At 70.6% G+C, this 19,002-nt stretch carries 15 protein-coding genes; 13 read left to right on the top strand and 2 right to left on the bottom strand.

Annotated features, from left to right (window positions below; all coding sequences use genetic code 11):
* Positions 1–372: 372 nt before the first annotated feature.
* A complete protein-coding gene (locus FXF52_RS35520) occupies positions 373–870 on the bottom strand; it encodes a helix-turn-helix domain-containing protein (protein WP_148803942.1) in 498 nt (165 codons plus the stop codon).
* A 75-nt stretch (positions 871–945) separates the two neighbouring features.
* On the opposite strand from FXF52_RS35520, the gene FXF52_RS35515 reads away from it, so the two are divergent.
* Positions 946–1,758, top strand: coding sequence for an MBL fold metallo-hydrolase (locus FXF52_RS35515; RefSeq protein WP_148803940.1), 813 nt, complete (start codon positions 946–948; stop codon positions 1,756–1,758).
* 388 nt (positions 1,759–2,146) lie between these two features.
* Entirely contained in the window at positions 2,147–2,704 is a 558-nt protein-coding gene (locus FXF52_RS35510) for a dihydrofolate reductase family protein (RefSeq protein ID WP_148803938.1), read from the top strand.
* Positions 2,705–3,125: 421 nt separating this feature from the next.
* Here the strand turns inward: FXF52_RS35510 and FXF52_RS35500 are convergent, their stop codons facing one another.
* Positions 3,126–3,776, bottom strand: a complete 651-nt coding sequence (locus tag FXF52_RS35500) for a GntR family transcriptional regulator (protein WP_148803936.1) — start codon at positions 3,774–3,776, stop codon at positions 3,126–3,128.
* 156 nt (positions 3,777–3,932) lie between these two features.
* Here FXF52_RS35500 and FXF52_RS35495 point away from each other — a divergent pair, with 156 nt between their 5' ends.
* The 11 genes from FXF52_RS35495 to FXF52_RS35450 all read left to right on the top strand — a co-directional run bounded on the left by FXF52_RS35495 (position 3,933) and on the right by FXF52_RS35450 (position 18,891).
* Positions 3,933–4,625, top strand: a complete 693-nt coding sequence (locus FXF52_RS35495) for a GntR family transcriptional regulator (RefSeq protein WP_187413911.1) — start codon at positions 3,933–3,935, stop codon at positions 4,623–4,625.
* 22 nt (positions 4,626–4,647) lie between these two features.
* Positions 4,648–6,075 (top strand): argininosuccinate lyase, encoded by a 1,428-nt coding sequence (gene argH / locus FXF52_RS35490; protein ID WP_148803932.1) that lies wholly within the window; start codon positions 4,648–4,650, stop codon positions 6,073–6,075.
* A 41-nt stretch (positions 6,076–6,116) separates the two neighbouring features.
* Entirely contained in the window at positions 6,117–7,022 is a 906-nt protein-coding gene (locus tag FXF52_RS35485; RefSeq protein WP_222870852.1) for an amino acid ABC transporter permease, read from the top strand.
* Positions 7,019–7,798: an amino acid ABC transporter ATP-binding protein gene (locus FXF52_RS35480; RefSeq protein WP_148803928.1), complete on the top strand. Its 780-nt coding sequence runs from the start codon at positions 7,019–7,021 to the stop codon at positions 7,796–7,798. Before FXF52_RS35485 ends, FXF52_RS35480 begins: the two co-directional genes overlap by 4 nt.
* A 52-nt stretch (positions 7,799–7,850) precedes the next feature.
* Entirely contained in the window at positions 7,851–8,723 is an 873-nt protein-coding gene (locus FXF52_RS35475) for an ABC transporter substrate-binding protein (protein WP_148803926.1), read from the top strand.
* A gap of 1 nt (position 8,724) precedes the next feature.
* Positions 8,725–9,654: a polysaccharide deacetylase gene (locus FXF52_RS35470; protein ID WP_222870851.1), complete on the top strand. Its 930-nt coding sequence runs from the start codon at positions 8,725–8,727 to the stop codon at positions 9,652–9,654.
* On the top strand, positions 9,651–10,595 hold the full coding sequence (locus FXF52_RS35465; RefSeq protein WP_148803924.1) for a polysaccharide deacetylase: 945 nt from the start codon (positions 9,651–9,653) through the stop codon (positions 10,593–10,595). The genes FXF52_RS35470 and FXF52_RS35465 overlap by 4 nt, the downstream gene beginning before the upstream one ends.
* On the top strand, positions 10,592–11,965 hold the full coding sequence (locus FXF52_RS35460) for an MmgE/PrpD family protein (protein ID WP_148803922.1): 1,374 nt from the start codon (positions 10,592–10,594) through the stop codon (positions 11,963–11,965). Before FXF52_RS35465 ends, FXF52_RS35460 begins: the two co-directional genes overlap by 4 nt.
* Before the next feature lie 162 nt (positions 11,966–12,127).
* Positions 12,128–15,214: an AAA family ATPase gene (locus FXF52_RS35455; protein ID WP_148803920.1), complete on the top strand. Its 3,087-nt coding sequence runs from the start codon at positions 12,128–12,130 to the stop codon at positions 15,212–15,214.
* A 120-nt stretch (positions 15,215–15,334) separates the two neighbouring features.
* A complete protein-coding gene (locus tag FXF52_RS42090; RefSeq protein WP_187413910.1) occupies positions 15,335–15,601 on the top strand; it encodes a hypothetical protein in 267 nt (88 codons plus the stop codon).
* On the top strand, positions 15,598–18,891 hold the full coding sequence (locus tag FXF52_RS35450) for a S8 family serine peptidase (protein WP_187413909.1): 3,294 nt from the start codon (positions 15,598–15,600) through the stop codon (positions 18,889–18,891). Before FXF52_RS42090 ends, FXF52_RS35450 begins: the two co-directional genes overlap by 4 nt.
* Positions 18,892–19,002: the final 111 nt, after the last annotated feature.

Below are 19,002 nucleotides of genomic sequence, written 5' to 3'. Positions count from 1 at the left end.
GTTGCATCGAGTACGAGCCGGACGCGCTCGACGCGAGCACGATCGATCGCTGGGGATCGGACTTCATCGACCTGATCCTCACGATAGCCGACCGGCCGGATCAGGCATGGAGGAAGCCGTAGCAGATATCGCTCCTTCCACCGCGCGGCGCAACGCCGCGGCTCCCGGGATCGGCGGCGACCAGCCGCGGTCCTCGGCCTGCCGCACGAACTGGGCGGCGAGCTGAGCGGAGTGGGGCGCGCCGATCTCGTGCGCGGCCAGCGCGACACGCCGGTGCGGCCGCCGTGCCGCAGCCGGCGGAGAGTTCGGGCCGGCGGGTCGCAGCTCGGGCGGCGTCCGTCGGCGCCCTTGGACATGGTCGACTGCCTGTAGCTACGAGGAGTTGGTAGCAGCGAGGTAGGCCGCGCTCAGGCGCTCGCGAACGCTCGGTGATCGCGGTGGGGTATCGGAGCCAAGGTGTGAGTGGCGAAGTTCGTCCATGAACTCTTGCCAGAGCGCGGGGCCGCCTTGTTCGAGCAGCTCGGCGGGAACGCGCAGCGCGGAGCTCGTGGGCCGGTGGCGGAGTCCCCAGCTGCCGAGCTGCGCGAACACGGGTACGAGTTGGATCGCCGGTTCGGTCAGGCTGTAGCGCGCCCGCTGGCCGGGTCGCGTGTCCTCGCGGGTGAGCAGTCCCGACTCGACGAGTCGCTTGAGCCGGTCGGCGAGGATATTTGAGGCGATCCCCTCGATTGAGTTGGCCTGCAGCTCCCGGAAATAGCGACGATCTCCGAAGACGATGTCGCGGAGGACGAGCAGGCTCCAGCGATCGCCGAACACCTCGATGGCGGCGTTGATCGGGCACTCCGACCGCGGCTCATTCGTTTCGCCCATAGTGCTTGCAATCTACCACCGCCAGTACTACCGTGCCGACGGGCGATAGCAAAATCACAAGCGAAGGGGGCCGACGTGCTGAGGCAGGTCGCGGAGGGTGTGCTGATCCACCAGAGCGAGTTCCTTGAGAGCAACGCCGTTGTCGTGCAAGGCCGGGCCGGCGTGTTGCTCATCGATCCCGGAGTGACGGGCGACGAGATAGCCTGCCTCGCGAATGACCTCTCGGATCTGGGTCAGAGCGTTGTGGCGGGTTTCTCGACGCATCCTCATTGGGATCACCTGCTGTGGCACGAAAGCCTTGGCGCGGCGCCTCGTTACGGCACGGCGGGCTGCGCGGCTACCGTCCAGGCTAAGTTGTCGGATGCGGGTGCGAAGGCCCGCGTCGCGGGAATGCTCCCGCCGGAGGTCGCCGATCAGGTGCCGCTGGACCTGCTCGGCGACATTACCGGCCTGCCGGCCGGGACGGCGCGGATTCCTTGGGATGGTCCTGAAGTCCGGATTATCGAGCATCAGGCGCATGCTCCTGGCCATGCCTCGTTGTTGATCGAGGAGCGTAGGGTTCTCGTCGCCGGCGACGTGCTTTCTGATGTCTTGATTCCGATGCTCGACTTGAACGGCGCCGCGGAGCCGATCGAGGACTACCTCGCCGCGCTGCGACTGCTCGAGAGCGTGGCGGGCGACGTCGATGTCGTTATCCCTGGCCACGGGTCAGTCGCCGAAGCCGATCAGGTCCACGCACGGATCGAGCGGGATCGAGCGTACGTGCTCGCTTTGCCTGAGGGCGATGTTGCCAGTGACCCGCGGGTCGGCCCATCGGCCAAGCCCGGCTGGGAGTGGGTAAGCGATATGCACACCGGGCAGGCCCAGCGCCTCGCTCAGCTCGCGTAGCAACACCACGGCGTCGGGTCGAACCGACAGATGCTGTCGGCGTCCCCCAGATCCGGGTTGACGCCGAGGCCTGCGTTCCGCGCAATTCCGGCGGCCTGGAGGCAACGCGTTCAGTTAGGTGATTGGGCATGCTGTCGAGCGTGTCGTGAATACGAAGCAGCGGAGCTCCGGTATAGAGGGTGATCACTCAAAGACGCCCTGAACGCCGCGAGCTCCGCTGGCTGATCAGGTTGCCATCACCTGGACGGTGGCGGTAGCCGCAGGGGTTTCCGCGCCGGGGAATCTGGGCGACAATCCTGCGCGCCCCCTCGTAGGCGGTGCTCACCCGGGCGGGGTTCGTGGTGGCCGGGTAGGTGGAGCTGGACAGGCTCGTACCCGAAGGAGACGCATGGCAAAGCTCATCTACTCGATGGTCACCTCGCTTGACGGCTACGTCGAGGCGGCGGAGGGCGACCTCGGCACCGGGGCCGAAGATCCGCAGGTGCATACCTTCATCAACGACCTCTTTCGCCCCGTCGGCACGTACCTCTACGGCCGACGGATATACGAGACGATGGTCTACTGGGAGACCGCGCACACCAAGCCCGACCAGCCGCCGCACATCCTTCAGTACGCCCGCGACTGGCAGGCCGCGGAGAAGATCGTGTACTCCACGACGCTGGAGTCGGTGTCCAGCGCGAAGACCAGGATCGAGCGGACCTTCGACCCGGACGCGGTGCGCAAGCTCAAGGCCGAGGCTGATCACGACCTCACCGTCGACGGTCCGAACCTCGCGGCCCAGGCGATCGCGGCCGGCCTGGTGGACGAGTACCACCTGTTCATCACCACGAGCGTGGTCGGCGGCGGCAAGCGGTTCTTCCCCGATGGCGTGCGCCTCGATCTCGAACTGGTCGAGGAGCGTGCCTTCGACACCGGACTGATCTACGCGCGCTACCGGACCCGCTGAGCCGCACCGGTTGGTGACGCTGCCGGCGGCCGAGCCGGGGCAGGTGAGACTGGTCGCGTGGACAGTGGCAGTGCGATCTCCTCCGGCACCCTCGGCGCGCGCGACCTGCCGACGCTGCGGTCGTTCGGCGCTCGGGGGGCTGGACCAAGCGCGACGGCGGTGACGACCGGTGGTGCGTTCGGCGTCGATCGGGTCGGACTTCGCCCCGGCGCGGCGAGCCGGTGGCTTCGGGTGGTCCAGTTCGACGACCAGCTCACCGGCGTCTGCCAGGTGGCGGCGAAGGCTCGCGCCGTAGCCGCCAGTGCCCTCCATCGCCCAGGCCGCCAGCCCCGACCGCCGCTCGGCCAAGCAGCAAACTCGGCCTAACCGCTGGTTCGGTGTCGACGGTCGCTCGGTCCAGTCGGCCCCGCCATGCTCACAGTCAGTCCTTGGCGGGCATGAACGCCTTGGCGTGGGACAGGTGCTCGCCGAGCAGCCGAGCTGCCTCGGCCCCCTTCGCCTGCCTGATCAGGGTGACGATCCTGCGGTGCTCACGCACCTGGGTGGGTAGGTCGTCGCTGGTGCGGTCGACCGTCGCCACGGCGAGGCGGACCTCGGACATGAGCTCCCGAGCCGTGGCGTTGAGCCGCGGGCTGCCGAGTAGCCCGACCACCGCCACGTGCAGGGCGAGGTGTGCCCCGGTCACGGTGGCGGGGTCGGCCCCCGCCTCCACCACCTCCTCGTAGTGCCGCTGCGCCTCTAGCAGGGTGGTGAGGTCGGCGCGGGCGGCGTACTCGACGGCGTTGGCGCCAGCCATCTCCAAGACGCGGCGCGCCTTGAAGATGTCCTCGATCTCGTCCTCGCTGAGCTGGCGCACCACGACCCCGCGGTTCGGCTGCCGCACCAGCAGCCCTTCCGCGGTGAGCACCTGCAAAGCCTCCCGAACTGTGCTCCTTCCCACGCCCAGGCTCTCGGCGAGGCTGAGCTCCCTGAGGCTCGCCCCGCCCTCCAGCGTGCCGGCATACATCTCATCGCGAAGGGCCTGAGCCACCCGGTCCACCGTGCTGGACCGGTCGATCTTGATCGCTCTCAAGGCCAGTTCCCTTTCGTGTCGTCGGGTGGACGTGGCGGGTGCGCTCAACCTAGCCGACGGTCCACGACGGGAGAAACGTCGGCGGAAGTGTTGACGGCGCGACCCAGCGGTGGAATGTTGTCCGACAATCAGGCATGCAGACGAACAGGAAACCAGATGATCCGCCCCCTCGCCATCACCCGGTTCACAGTCGTGGACCAGATGGTTGACGCGCTGCGAGGGATGATCCTCACCGGCGAGATCCGTCAGGGAGGCTCCCTCCACGAGGCGGACCTGGCGGCTTCCTTCGGGGTCGCCAGGAGCACGGTGCGTGAGGTGCTGCGCCAGCTGGCTGGTGAGGGGCTGGTGTCGTTCGCCCCCGGCCGAGGTGCGGAGGTCCGCAACCTCTCGCGCCAGGACGCCATGGACGCCTTCGCGGCGCGTCGAGCCCTGGAGAGCTACGCGGCGCGCACCATCGCAGCCCTGTCGGAGTCCGACCGTGAGTCCGCGCTGGAGCCCGTGGCCACGGCGCTCGCCGCCTTCGATTCGGCAGCCGAACGACACGACCCCTCTGCGCTCGCCGACGCGCACATGGACTTCCATCTGGCGGTGGTCGCGGCCCTGGGGAGCCCGCGGCTCACCGCCTTCGCGCGCAGCGTCCACCACGACCTGCGTCTCTGGATGATGGCCATCGACTGCGAGAAGGATGACGCACCCGAGCAGGTGGCCTGTCATCGTCGGTTGCTCGAACTGCTGTGTACCGCCACCCCGGACGCAGCGGAGAAGGCCGTCCGCGACCACATCAGCGACGGCACCCAGGCCGCCGCCACCGTCCTCAAGCAGAACACCGCAGCCGACCTGGTCGACTGATCCCCACCCTGGAGACTCCCGCATGACCACCATGCCAACCCGCCTGTGGGGCGGACGCTTCGAGGCTGCGCCCGACGCGGCTCTCGAGAACCTGTCCCGCTCGCACATCTCCTACTTCGACATGGCCCCCTACGACCTCGCTGGCTCCCGGGCCCATGCCCGCGAGCTGGAGCGCGCCGGCCTGCTCGACGTCAACGAGCTCGCCACCCTGCTGAACGCCATCGACACCCTCGACGACGAGTACCGACGTGGCGAGCTCTCGCCGCGGCTGGAGGACGAGGACGTGCACACGTTCCTCGAGCGGCTACTCATGGAACGACTCGGCGTGCTCGGCGGAAAGCTCCGCGCCGGACGCTCGCGCAACGACCAGGCCGCGAACGACCTCCGGCTCTATCTGCGGGACAAGTCCCGACGACTGGTCGAGGCCGCCGCCGAGCTCGTCGAGGCGCTCCTCACCCAGGCCCGCGAGCACCGCGGTACCCCGGCACCGGGGATGACCCACCTGCAGCCCGCGCAGCCCATCACCTTCGGCCACCAGTTGCTGGCCCACGCGCACGCCCTCAGCCGCGACCTCGAGCGGCTGCAGGACTGGGACCGCCGCAGCGCGCGGTCACCGCTCGGGGCGGCCGCACTGGCCGGCTCGGCCATCGCCCTGACCCCCGAGAACTCGGCACGTGAGCTCGGGTACGACCGGCCGTGTGCCAACTCGATCGACGCGGTCGCCAGCCGTGACCACGTGGCCGAGTTCCTCTTCGTCGGCTCCATGCTGGCGATCGACATCTCGCGGCTGGCCGAGGAGATCTGCCTGTGGGCCACCCGGCAGTTCCGCTGGGTGGCGCTCGACGACGCCTTCGCTACCGGGTCTTCGATCATGCCGCAGAAGAAGAACCCCGACATCGCCGAGCTCGCGCGTGGCAAGGCGGGCCGCCTCATCGGCAACCTCACGGGCCTGCTCGGCACCCTCAAGGGGCTGCCCCTGGCCTACAACCGCGACCTGGCCGAGGACAAGCGGGCAGCCTTCGACACCGTCGAGACGCTGCTGACGGTGCTGCCGGCCATGGCGGGTCTGGTGCGCACCATGCGCGTCCAGGTCGCCGAGCTCGCGGCCCAGGCCACGGAGGGGTTCACGCTGGCGACGGAGGTGGCGGACTGGCTTGCGCGGCAGGGCGTTCCGTTCAACGAGGCCCACGAGATCACCGGTGCCGTGGTCCGGCTCTGCGAGGAGCGCGGTGTGGACCTGGACGCGCTCGGGGCCGAGGACCTGGCCTCGGTCGACCCACGCCTGACGCCCGACGTCCGGGCCGTGCTGATGGTGGAGGCCGCCCTGGCTGCCCGCTCCGGGACGGGCGGCACGGCCCCCGAGCGGGTCGAGGACCAGATCGTCGAGCTGGAGCAGACCCTGGCGGACCAGCGTTCCTGGGCCGCCACCTACGCCGGGCCACGGGCGTGATGGCCAACCGCCCGGGCTTGCGTGACGGAGGGAGTCAGACCGTGAATCGCCCCGTCGAGCCGGCGGTGGAGGCCGAGCTCCTGACGCTGCCGCGGAAGCGCTACGGAGAGCTCGCCGGTGCCTTGGCGGTGCTGGCGGTGCTCGCCTGGCTCGCCATGTCGCTGGCCAACGCCGCCATCGACTGGGGCGTCGTGCGCGACCACCTGACCGTGGACGTTCTCCTGAGGGGGCTCGGCACCACGATCATCCTCACGATCGTGGCCATGGTCCTCGGAGTCATCCTGGGCGTGGTCGTGGCCGTGATGCGCCTGTCGCACAGCCCGGTCACGAGCACCGTGGGGTGGCTCTACGTCTGGGTGTTCCGCGGCACGCCCGTATACCTGCAGCTGCTCGCGTGGTTCAACATCGCCTTGATCTTCCCCTACCTGCAGATCCCCGGGATCTGGGGCGCACGCACCGTAGACGTGGTCACGCCCTTCGTGGCCGCCGCCATCGGGCTCGGCCTGAACCAGGGCGCCTACACCTCGGAGGTGGTCCGGGCCGGCATCCTCTCGGTCGACGAGGGCCAGACCGAGGCGGCGTACGCCATCGGCATGACGAGGCTCCGGACGATGCGGCGCATCGTGCTGCCCCAGGCGATGCGCGTCATCCTGCCGCCGATCGGAAACGAGACCATCGGCATGCTCAAGACCACCTCGCTGGCCTCGGCCATCGGGGTGAGCGAGATCCTCTCCGAGGCCCAGCACATCTACTTCGTCAACAACCGGATCATGGAGCTGCTGATCGTCTGCGCGGTGTGGTACCTCGCGGCGGTGTCGCTCCTCTCCGTCGTCCAGTTCTACCTGGAGCGCCATTTCGCCAAGGGAAGCAGCAGCCGCTCGCTGCCCGACACGCCGGTCCAGCGGCTACGCAAGGCGATCACCTCCGGAAAGCAGGCCAGGCGATGACCACCACGACCAACCAGCGCCCCCTGGTGCGGGCTGAGTCGGTCCACAAGCACTTCGGGGATCTCGAGGTGCTGCGCGGGATCAGCCTCGACGTCAGCCGGGGCGAGGTGGTCTGCCTGCTCGGTCCCTCGGGCTCGGGCAAGAGCACCTTCCTGCGCTGCATCAACCACCTCGAGCAGGTCAACGCCGGACGCATCTGGGTGGGCGACGAGGTCATCGGCTACCGGCAGCAGGGCGACCGGCTCCACGAGCTGAACCACCGCGCCATCGCGCGGCAGCGCCGGCGTATCGGGATGGTCTTCCAGAAGTTCAACCTCTTCCCGCACATGACGGCGCTGGAGAACGTCATCGAGGGCCCCGTCGGGGTGCAGGGCGTCCCGAAGGCGCAGGCCGTTGCCCGCGCCAAGACGCTCCTGACCAGAGTGGGCCTCGGAAACAAGGAGAACGCCTACCCGCGCCAGCTCTCGGGAGGCCAGCAGCAACGCGTGGCCATCGCCCGTGCGCTGGCAATGGAACCCGAACTGATGCTCTTCGACGAGCCCACCTCGGCGCTCGACCCCGAGCTCGTCGGCGAGGTCCTCGACGTCATGAAGGACCTCGCCCAGACCGGCCTGACGATGATCGTGGTCACCCATGAGATCGGCTTCGCCCGGGAGGTCGCGGACCGCGTGGCCTTCATGGACGGCGGGGAGATCCTCGAGATCGGCCCCCCGTCGCAGGTCCTCGGCGACCCGCAGCATCCCCGTACCCGATCCTTCCTCTCTCGGGTCCTCTGACCGCACCCTGCCTGTTCCTACCCCTGCCCCCCCCATAACCGAAGGAACCCCCATGCCCCGCTACACCCGTACCATCGGCCTGGCCGTGACCGCCGTCGTCGCAGCATCGTCCCTTGCCGCATGCGCCGGGAAGCCGCCCACCGACACCGGCGCAGGCGATGCCTCCCTCCCCGCGGCCATCGCGGCCTCCAAGGAGATCCGGATCGGGCTGTCGCCCGACTTCCCGCCGATGGAATATCGCGACGAGAAGTCACAGCAGCTCGCCGGAGTCGACGTCGAGCTGGCGAAGGCCCTCGGTGCCAGCCTCGGCCTGAAGGTCACGTTCGTCGAGGAGAAGTTCGACCAGCTGATGAACTCCGTGTCCACCGGGCGCGTCGACATCGTCATGTCCGGCATCTCGGATACGGTCCAGCGCCAGGAGACGGTCGACTTCGTCGACTACTTCAAGTCCGAGGGGCGGCTGTACACCCTCAGCGCCCGCGCCGGTGAGTTCACCTCGCCGGACCAGGTCTGCGGCAAGAAGCTTGCGGTGAGCAAGACCACCGACTACTACCAGCAGGCGCTGGACCTGGACAAGAAGGAGTGCCAGGGCGCCGGCCGGCCCGCGATCCAGATCCTGCCCACCGACTCAGGCAGCGCGGCGCGCCTGCAGCTGGAGCAGAAGCGGGCCGATCTGGCCATCCAGGGCGCGGAGAACCTCGCCTTCTTCGCCAAGACCCAGCCCGGCAAGTTCGACGTGGTGCTGGACCCGCTGCCGGCAAACCCGTTCGCCGTAGTCCTGAAGAAGGGCGACAAGCCCATGGCCGACCTGGTGACCAAGGGCCTCACCCAGATTCAGCAGGACGGCACCTACGACAAGATCCTCAAGGCGGCGGGGCTCGAGTACGGCTCGATGAAGCCGGTCTTCAACGGCGTCAAGGAGTGACGTGACCCACCGCCCGCGGAACCTGACGCCGCCCCGCTGGCCAGCGCCCCACACCTCGGCGGTGGCCCTGGCCTTCGACCTCGACGGCCCGACCGGGAGCGCCATGCTCGACGGCTCGATCTGGCGCCGGCCCAGCTACTTCGCACTCGGTGGCTACGGACCGTTCCGGGCCCTGCCCCGCATCCTCGACGTCCTCGGGGAGGCCGGTGTCCGCGCCACGTTCTTCACGCCCGCCTGGGTCGTGGAGACGTGGCCGGACGCCTGCCGCCGGATCGTCGAGAGCGGCCACGAGGTTGCGCACCACGGCTACCGGCACGAGTGCTATTACGACCTCACAGTCGACGAGCAGGTGGAGGTCCTGCGGCGCAGCCAGCGGGTCTTCCACGACGTGCTCGGCGTCGAGGCGGTCGGCTTCCGGACACCGTCGGGGGACTGGCACCCCGAGACGCCGAGGCTGCTGGTCGAGCACGGGTTCAGCTACTCGAGCTCCATGCGTGGTGACGACCGCCCGTACCTGCATCGCGTCGCCGGGGTGAGCACCTGCCTCGTTGAGATCCCCGCCAGGTGGGACTTCGACGACTACGCCTACTTGGCGTACACCCGCAATCCCGACTATCCGGTCGGTCAGGACCGCATCGCCGGCTACCGGACCACCCTCGAGAACTGGACCCGCGAGTTCGACGGCTACCACGCCGAGGGGCTGTGCCTGACCACCCTGCTGCACCCCAAGGTGTCCGGCAAACCGGGACGGATCCTGATCCTCGAGCGGCTACTGGCGCACATGCGTTCGCGCCAAGGCGTCTGGTTCGCGACCTGCGCCGAGGTCGCCCAGTGGTGGCGTGACTCCGGCCAGGGTGATGCCGCCAGCGGTGGCGCGGGCGCCGGGCAGCCTCTGCCGGCCGGGGACCTGGCAGGCCGGAAGTGCGCATGAGCGACCTCACGACCGACCAGGCCCGATGGCCAGGAGGTGCCCGCGTGGCCGTGGTGGTCACCGTCGACCTCGACGCCGATCTGGCCATCCTCGCCGCATCTCCGTCGGCGACCGACCGCGCGAAGACCCTGTCGGTGGGCGGTTACGGCGCGTGGCGTGGGGCCGACCGACTGCTCGACCTGTTCGCCGAGCGGGATGTTCCCTCGACGTGGTTCGTCCCGGGGCGGAACGCCCTGCGTTACCCCGACCTGGTCCGACGGATCGCCGCGGCAGGGCACGAGCTGGCCTGCCACGGCGACGCGCACGAGGACTTCAACGAGCTGACGCTGGCAGGCCAGGTCGCGGCCGTCCGCGCGGGTCTCACCCGGCTGCGCGAGACCGCCGGTGTCCCCGTGCGCGGCTTCCGTACCCCGATGGGCGAATGGGCGCCCGGCCTTGCCGCGCATCTGCACGACCTGGGAATCAGCTGGTCGTCCTCGTCGCACGGCGACGACCTTCCGTTTCTGCATCCGGGCCTGCCCGCGGCGCATGACCACGCGCGGGGTCCCGGGGCCGAGAGCCACGGAGGGTTGGTGGAGATCCCGGTGCACTACGAACTCGAGGACCACCAGTACTTCTTCTTCAACCTCGAGCCGGCCTTCCCGGTCGGGCAGTCACGCATCGCACCGTACGCGGAGGTGCTGGCCAACTGGAAGCAGGAGTTCGACGCCTACCACCGTTTCGGGCTCTGCTTCGTCCTACGCCTGCACCCCGAGGTGACCGGAACCCCCGGTCGTGTCCCGCTGGTCCGGGAGCTGCTCACCCACATCCAGGCGCAGCCGGATGTCTGGCTGACCACCGGCTCGGAGCTCGCGGACTGGTGGTCGCAGCACCATCGGATCAACGAGCCCGGGCATCCGGCGGACGTGTTCGCCCGCCTCAACCAGGAGGCGAGAGCATGAGCGCACCACCTGTCGCGGGCTCGGCGACGCTGGCACCGCTGGCCCGCCTCGCGGCAGCGACGGACCACGACGCGCTCCCCGAGGCGGTGCGGCACAAGGCGTCCATCCACCTGTTGGACACCCTGGGCGCCGGCCTCGCCGGGGCCGGCAGCGCGGAGACGGCGGCGATGCTGGCGGCGCTGCGCCACGAGCGCGGCACCGTTCCGGTCTGGGGCACACCGGTCGCGCTCGGGCCCCGTGACGCCGCACTAGTGAACGGCGTGTCCAGCCATGCCTTCGAGCTGGACGACACCGGTGGCTGCGATCACTCGGGCGCTGTCGTCGTCCCGGCGGCCCTCGCAGCCGTCGCGTCGGTGGACGCACCGGTCACCGGGCGACGGCTGCTGACCGCTGTGGTCGTCGGCTACGACGTCGCCCGACGCGTGCTGGAGGCGCTCGGCGGCTACGAGGCGCACAACGGTGCGGGGTTCCACTCCACCGGTACGTGTGGTCCGCTCGGTGCCGCGGCCGCGGCGGCGCACGTGCTGGGCCTGACGGTGGAGCAGACCCAGCACGCCGTGGGGCTCGCAGCGAGCGCCGCCAGCGGGGTGTGGGCCTTCGTGCACGACGGGGCGATGAGCAAGCGGCTCCACGCCGGTCAGGCGGCGGAGGCCGGGGTGCGCGCTGCTCTGCTGGCCCGGGCCGGGATGACCGGGCCGAGCGCAGTCCTCGACGACGTGTGGGGCGGGCTGCTGTCCACCTACGCCCGCGACACGGCCAGACCAGAGGCACTCGTCGACGGACTCGGTGTCTCGTGGAGGATCGAGCGCTGCTCCATCAAGCCGTACGCGTCGTGCCGAGGGACGCACTCCGCGATCGACGCCGTGGCGGCCATCCTCGACGAGCACCGGCTGTCGGCAGCGGACGTCGCATCGGTCTCGGTGCGGCTCAGCGAGTTCCTGCAAGGCATGTGCGGTGGGCGCGACGTCGGCACGCTGGCTGCAGCGCAGCTGAGCCTGCCGTATGCCGTGGCGGCACGCGTCGAGCTCGGCGGGGCCGGACTGGATGCCTACCAGGAGCACGTCCTGCTCAGCGCGGCGATGGCACGACGGATGGCGACGGTCAACCTCGTGGTCGACCCACGGCAGTCCGCCACCGACGAACCCCTGGTGTCCGTCCGCACCACCGACGGGATGGTCCACACCCGCCAGGCAGGTCCACCGCTCGGGTCACCGAGCAACCCCTTGTCTGACACCGCGATCCGCGCGAAGTTCCGCAGCCTGGCCACCCGGTCGATCCCGCGGGACCAGGCCCAACACATCGAACGAATCGTCCTCGCCCTCGACGAGGTCTCGGACGTCCGGGTCGTCACCGCGCTCCTGGCGAGGTGAGAAGCGAAGGTCCCTGCCCGCGTGCTCACGCGGGCGGTGGCAGCGGCGTACCCATCGGCCCCCCGGCGTCCGCCGCGGTGACCGGGCCGGGATGGCTGCACGACGTGGCTGCCCTACGCCCCAGCAGGCCGGGGTTACCGCAGCGTGGATAGGGTGTCGCGCATGTCAGGGGCAGCTCAGCCGGTGGAGCCGGGAGTCGCACGCCCCCACCGGCTGCGCATCCACCTGCTCGGCGGGTTCTGCGTCGAGCGTGAGGGCGGCGGGTCCGTGGCCGAGCACTGGCGGCGCACCGGGGCCCGCACCCTGGTCAAACTGCTGGCCGTCACGCCAGGCGGGCGACTGCACCGCGACCAGGCCATGGAGGCGCTATGGCCGGACATGCCGTACGAGGCGGCGTTGCGGAGTCTCCGGGTGACCATGCACGCGGCGCGGCACGCCCTGGAACCTGAACTGGCACCACGCAGCCCGTCGGCGTACCTGCACACCGAGGGTGAGCTGATCTGCCTCGACCGGGACCTGATTCTGATCGATGTCGACGAGGTCACGGCCGCTGCCGCGCATGCTCTCGCGACCGGTGACCGGGCGGCGCTCGTCTCGGGGCTGACCGCGTTGAGCCGTGAGCTGCTGCCCGAGGACCGGTACGCATCCTGGGCCGAGGAGCGCCGGCGTCAGTTGGTGGCCCTGCGTAGCCGGATCGTCCCGGCCCTTGCCGCCGTGTTGGCTCAGGCCGGCGAGACAGACCAGGCAGTGGAGGTGCTGCGCGCCGAGCTGGAACGGGTTCCGGCCGCGGAGGAGCTGCACCTGCTGTTGGCGCGGGTGTTGCTGGATGCCGGACGGCCGAGGCAGGCCGTACGGCAGTACCACGCGGCGCGCGACGTGCTCGCGGAGGAGTTGGGCGTTCCGCCTGCCGCCGAGTTCCAGGCACTGCTGCGGGAGGCGCTGGACGCCCTGACGTCCCCACGAACCGGGGCGGACCGGACGGCGATGCCGTTGCCGCCGGTGCTCCGCCATCCGCACGACCAGCCGTTGATCGGTCGCGCGCGTCCACTCGCCCTGCTCATCGCACATGCCACCGACGTCGCCGGCGGTCACGTGCGGCAGGGCGACGCGCCGCTGGCGTTGGTGGCGGGGGAAGCGGGCATCGGCAAGACCCGTCTCGTCGTGGAGGTGGCCAGGCAGGCCGCCATGGCGGGAACCCAGGTGCTGTGGGGTACCTGCCACACAGCCGAGGGGCAGACCCCGTACGGGGTGTTCGTCGATGCGCTCGACAGCTATCTCGCCGCCTGTCCGGCGGTGGAGCGAGCGACGGTCGCCGCCGAACATCCCGGTCTCGCCGCCGTCCTGACCACCCTCGGCGAAGCGCCCACCCGCGCAGGTAGCCCCGAAGAGGAACAGGCCCGCTTCTTCCGGTCCGTGAGCGCGCTGCTGACCGATCTCGCCGCCGCCCGGCCCCTTCTGCTCGTCCTCGACGACCTGCACGCCGCCGATCCAGCATCCCTGCGTTTGCTGCACCATCTCATCCGTACCGCCCAGTCACGGCGTTGGCGGTTCATCGCGACCGTCCGGGGCGACGAACTACCCGCCGGTGACCCGCGTCGCCTCATCCTGGACACCTTCGCAGAACAGGGGTTGGCGGTCGAGGTCGAACTGCTCAGGCTCAGCCGAGCCGACTGTGCCCGGCTGGTCGGAATCCCGCCGCAGCGGGCTCGGCGCATTTACGAGTTGTCCCGAGGCAACCCGCTGTTCGCGCTGGAACTCGCCAGCGCCGGCGAGGTACGGGGCGTGCCCGACGGGGTGCGCAGGCTGGTCAGCGGACGGCTCTCCCAACTGCCCGACGAGGCCCGCGCGGTGCTCGGCGCCCTCGCCGTCGCCGGCGGTGGCGCGATCTCCGTCGCCGAACTGGAGGCCGTCGCGGTTGCCGGGCTCCACCCGCCTCTCGGCGGCCCTGCCGTCGCCGCCGCACTCGATACGGCGGTCACGGCCGGCTTCATCGTGGAACGCACGGTCACGGCACGCGGATGCCCGGTGACCGGCTACGCGTTCCGCCACCCGCTGGTCGAGCTGGCCTGTGCCGAGGGGGTCGGTGTCGCGAGCCGGCGGCAGCTGCATCGCGCGTACGCCGAGACCGTGCTGGTCCAGCGTCCTGACGCGGTGGAAGCCGCGGCCTTCCATCTCAGCCGGGCCGACGACCCGCGCGCCGCGCACTGGCTGCGCCGTGCTGCCGAACGTGCCGCCAGCCTCTTCGCCAACGACAGCGCCTGCGCCTACTACGCCGATCTGGTCGCGCGCCTGGAGCCGGACGACCCGGCCGCGGCGGCCGCCGCCCGGCTCGACTGGGGTACGGTGCTGCGCCGCAGCGCCCGTTATCAGGAGGCGGAGGAGGTCCTGCGGGCAGCGCTGACGTCGTACCGGCAGTCGGCAGACACCCGAAGCGTGGTGCGCGCCGCGATCGCCCTGGCGGAGGTGCTCGGCCGGGCGCTCCGCCCGCAGGACGGGCTGGCCGAGCTAGAGTCGGTACGGCATCTCCTGGACGACCGACCGGTCCCCGGCGACGAGGGCACCACCGATCGGGTCGACCTCGAACTGACCGTCGGGACGATGCATTTCGGCTCGGGGCAGTACGCCGATGCGCTGGCCGCGCTCACCCGTGCCGAGCATGCCGCCAGACAGCTCGACGAGGCGGCGACGCTGCCCCAGCTCACCCGAATCGAGTGCGTCCGCGCCGCATGCCTGCTGGTCACCGGGGAACTCGGGGCGGCGCCGGAGGCGTGTGAGCAGGCCTTGCGGCTGGCCGAGCGCTGTGACGACATCTCCCTGTTGGCTCGTGCCCTGTCCATCATGGGTGAACTGGCCCGGGAGACCGGCCGGCTGGACGTGGCCCGCGACTGTGCGCGGCGGGCGGTCGCGGCGGCGCGCCGGATGGGTGACCCGGCCGTCCTCGCCATCGACCAGAGTAACCTCGCCGCGATCGAGCTGCTCCGCGGCGAACACCGGCGGGCAGCGGCCCTGGCGACATCCGCGGTACGGCTGGCCCGGTCACTCGGTCGGTCCTGGGCGTTGCCGCCCGCCCTGGCCAACCTCACCGAGATCCTGCTGCGGACCGGCCGGACGGGGGAGGCACGGGCGGCGCTGGCCGACTGCGAGCAGGCGGCTCGGAACTCCGACGACCCCCAGGTGCTGGACCGGGTCCGCGTGCTCGCCGCGGAGTTGGCCGCCGAGCCGGCTGCCGCGTCCGGCACGGGCGGTTGACGGACGAGGTGCGCCACCACGGCCAACCGGACACTCGCCGTCGCCGCGGTAACTGACTTGTAACTGCCGTCTTCTACGGTTCGGCGCGCCACACCGCCCCACCACCACCCGAGGTAGCCCATGCATCCGGTCCATGCCGTCGTCGACGCCGGCGGCGAACCCTGGCCGAGGGTGCGGAACGTCCTCGAACGGCACTGCCACCGCTTTCCACCCGGATACGTGGTCGAGCTGCTCACCGAGGACCCCGCGGTCCCCGGCGAAGTGGGCGCATGGTGTGCGGCGGGCGGCGGCGAACTGCTCGCCGCCGACGAGACCGCGGTACCCGCGATGTTCCGGATACGGACCGTGGGGCACCCGCGCAGCCACTGGAATCCGGAGGATCGATGAAACATCCCACCCGCTCACGATGGGTCGCCGGGCTGGCCGGCCTGGCGATCATCGGGTGGCCGGCGCTTCCCGCGTCCGCCGAACCCACCCCGTCAGCCGTTGACTCGCTCGCGGCGAACAGCACGACGATCACCCTGGTCACCGGCGACCGGATCACGGTGACCACCGCCCCCGACGGCACCCGGTCCTACAGCGCGGAACCGGCTCCCGACTCCGCGCCCGGCACGTTCCTCGCCCGCACCGACGTGGCAGGCGAAACCTTCTTCTACCCCAGCGACGTGATCGGACAGGTCGGCAGCCGGCTCGACCCGCAGCTGTTCAACGTCACCGGACTACTGCGCGACGGCTACGACGACGCTCACCGGGACAGCCTGCCGCTGATCGTCAAGCGCAACACCAAGGCGGCGGCCAAGGCGAAGGCCGCAGCCGACGACCTGCTGACCGAGAGACGCAACCTGCCCTCCATCGGGGCCAGCGCGGCCGTCCTGGACAAGGACGACGCCGACGAACTCGGCGAGACGCTGGACAGCTTCAGCCGGATCTGGCTGGACGGCAAGGTTGAAGCGGATGCCCTCGACCGTAACCTGACCCAGGTCAAGGCGCCCGAGCCATGGGCGGCGGGCCGCACCGGCGAGGGCGTTAAGGTCGCGGTGCTGGACACCGGCGCGGACCCGAACCACCCCGACCTGGCCGGCCGGATCAGCACCTCGGCGGACTTCACCGGCAAGGGCAACTCGACCGACGGGCAGGGCCACGGCACCCACGTCGCCGCGACCGTCGCGGGCAGCGGCGCCGGCGCCGCCGGCATCCGCTCCGGGGTCGCCCCGCACGCCGACCTGATCGTCGGCAAGGTCCTCGACGACAAGGGCGACGGCTACAACTCGCAGATCATCGCGGGCATGGAGTGGGCCGTCGCGCAGGGCGCCCGAGTCGTCAACATGTCGCTGGGCAGCGGCCCCACCGACGGCACCGACCCGGTGTCCACCGCGCTGGAGCGACTCACCGCCGAGTCCGGCGCGCTGTTCGTGGTCTCCGCCGGCAACGACGGCCCCCGCGTCGGCTCCGTCTCCGCGCCCTCGGTCGCCCCGCACGCCCTGTCCGTCGCGGCCGTCGACTACGCCGGCGGCACCGCCACCTTCTCCAGCCGGGGACCGGCGCGGGCGCCCGGACTCGTCAAGCCGGAGATCGCCGCGCCCGGCGTCAACATCGTGGCCGCCCGCGCCGCCGGGACCACCATCGGCACTGTCCAGGCCGACCCCAACTACACGGCGCTGAGCGGTACGTCGATGGCCGCCCCGCACGTCACCGGCGTCGCGACGCTGCTCGCCGAAGAGCACCCGGACTGGAAGGCCGACCGGCTGAAGTCGGTACTCATGGGGACCGCGGTGGCCCCGCCGGCTTCGCAGTCGATCCACGAGGTCGGCGCCGGCCTCGTCGACGCCCAGGCCGCACTGTCGCAGCCCCTCTTCGCCTCCGCCGGATCCCTGGCCTTCCCCACCGACGAGGGCACCACCACCCGTACGCTGACCATCACCAACACCGGCACCGCCGAGACCACCGTCAACCTCGCGGGCACCCTCGCCCGCGCCGGCGCGACCACACCCGCCGGGCTGCTGACCGTCAACCCGGCCACCGTCACGCTGCCCGCCGACGGCTCAGCCGAGGTCACGCTCACGGTCAACAGCACCGGCACGCCGACCGGCACCTACAGCGGAGCGCTGACCGCGACCCCGGCGAACGGCGGGCAGCCGCTACGCATCCCGCTGCTGCTCGACCGCGCCCGCACCGTGAAGATCTCGGCGCTCGACCGGGACGGCAACCCGGCTCCGGCCCAGGTGACGATGCTCAACGCCGACAGCGGCGCCGCCTTCACGGTCAATCTCCCCGCAGCGGGCACCACCGAGGTCCGCGTGCCCGACGGCCCGTACGTGGTCGTCGGCACCATCGCCATGAAGGTCAACGGCAACTTCGCTGGCGCGATCCTGACCAAGGACAACCCCGCGAACTCCGACACGATCCTCCTCGACGCCCGGGAAACCCGCCGCTGGACCGTCACCGCGGACGGCTTCGACACCCGGCCCGAACTGGTCGCCGCCAACCTGCGTCGGATGACCAAGGACGGCAAGTACTGGACCGGCCACAGCGTCCTGTTCGGCGGGGCCTACGGCCCGTTCGGTCGGGACGCCCTGTGGATCACACCGACCAACGGCACCATGGACGGCACGGTCGGCCGTTCCGAGCACTGGCGGCTGGCGGACGCGAAGAGCGACCACATGACCGGCGACAGCGACTTCCTGTTCGACCTCACGTTCGCCGACGACCAGGTGCCCACCGACCCCACGCACCGGCTCCGCACCGAAGATATCGAGAACCTGGCCAAGGTCCGCACGACCTACAAGGGCTTCAACGAGGACCACCGCTACCAGGAGGGCACCACCGTCTACGGTCCCAACCTGATCGGGCTCAACGTCACATCGCCGTCGTACCTGACCGTGCCCCGCGTCCGTACCGAGTACATCACCGCCCGGGACACCCAGTGGATGAAGCTCACCTGGCGGAACAAGGACCGCGTGGAGTACCGCTTCATCCAGCAGCCGCGGGCCTACCAGCCCGGCACCACAACCCGCGACACCTGGTTCGCCGCCCCGATCGGAGCCCGAGCCCAGGGAACCGTCACCGGCGCCCGACTGCAACTCACCATGGATGACGCGGTCGACAGCCAGGGGCGGGCCGGCATGTACGCCGACTTCAGCTACCCCTCGAAGTCCAACGCCACCACCCGGCTCTACCGGGACGGGGTGCTCGTCGCGGACCGCGGCTCGATGCTCGACAAGACCTTCGACAACAGCGGACCCGCGTCGTACGTCCTCGAGCGTTCCTTCACCTCAGGCGACGTCTACCCCGTTGGCGGCGAGGGCAAGGCCAGGTGGGCATTCCGCACTGACGGTTCGTCGGGCGAGGCGACCCCGGTGCGGCTGCTCAACGTGGCCGTCACCGCGGATCTCGACCTGCACAACCGGGCCCGCGCCGACCGGCCGCTGAACGTCAACGTCAGTGTCACCGGCGCCGCGGGCGGGCTCCGTAACCTGACGGCCTGGGTCACCGCCGACGGTGGGGTCACCTGGACCGAGGTCAAGGTCCGACCCGCCGGCAACGGGGAGTACGGCTTCACCGCGCCGCGCACGGCACTCGTTGCCGACAGCTTCCTCGGCTTCCGGGTTACCGCCGAGGACGCCACCGGCACCTCGATCGACCAGACGCTGCTGCGGTCCATCCCGGTCGTACGCTGATGATGTCGTGCCCTGCCGCCCCTTGGGTGGCAGGGCGCGACTGCGGACGGACGCTGGAACAGGTGGGCATGTCGTGACCGGGCGGGCGGGTGTCGGCCGCTGGCGTCGGGG

The sequence above is a fragment of the Micromonospora sp. MP36 genome (assembly GCF_008119785.1).
Taxonomy (GTDB): domain Bacteria; phylum Actinomycetota; class Actinomycetes; order Mycobacteriales; family Micromonosporaceae; genus Micromonospora.
This window is presented reverse-complemented; position numbering and strand designations above follow the sequence as displayed.

Coding starts and splice junctions, on each gene's coding strand:
- FXF52_RS35520 (WP_148803942.1), bottom strand. CDS start 870: ATGGGCGAAACGAATGAGCCGCGGTCGGAGTGCCCGATCAACGCCGCC.
- FXF52_RS35510 (WP_148803938.1), top strand. CDS start 2,147: ATGGCAAAGCTCATCTACTCGATGGTCACCTCGCTTGACGGCTACGTC.
- FXF52_RS35465 (WP_148803924.1), top strand. CDS start 9,651: ATGAGCGACCTCACGACCGACCAGGCCCGATGGCCAGGAGGTGCCCGC.
- FXF52_RS35455 (WP_148803920.1), top strand. CDS start 12,128: ATGTCAGGGGCAGCTCAGCCGGTGGAGCCGGGAGTCGCACGCCCCCAC.
- FXF52_RS35480 (WP_148803928.1), top strand. CDS start 7,019: ATGACCACCACGACCAACCAGCGCCCCCTGGTGCGGGCTGAGTCGGTC.
- FXF52_RS35495 (WP_187413911.1), top strand. CDS start 3,933: ATGATCCGCCCCCTCGCCATCACCCGGTTCACAGTCGTGGACCAGATG.
- FXF52_RS35450 (WP_187413909.1), top strand. CDS start 15,598: ATGAAACATCCCACCCGCTCACGATGGGTCGCCGGGCTGGCCGGCCTG.
- argH (WP_148803932.1), top strand. CDS start 4,648: ATGACCACCATGCCAACCCGCCTGTGGGGCGGACGCTTCGAGGCTGCG.
- FXF52_RS35475 (WP_148803926.1), top strand. CDS start 7,851: ATGCCCCGCTACACCCGTACCATCGGCCTGGCCGTGACCGCCGTCGTC.
- FXF52_RS35460 (WP_148803922.1), top strand. CDS start 10,592: ATGAGCGCACCACCTGTCGCGGGCTCGGCGACGCTGGCACCGCTGGCC.
- FXF52_RS42090 (WP_187413910.1), top strand. CDS start 15,335: ATGCATCCGGTCCATGCCGTCGTCGACGCCGGCGGCGAACCCTGGCCG.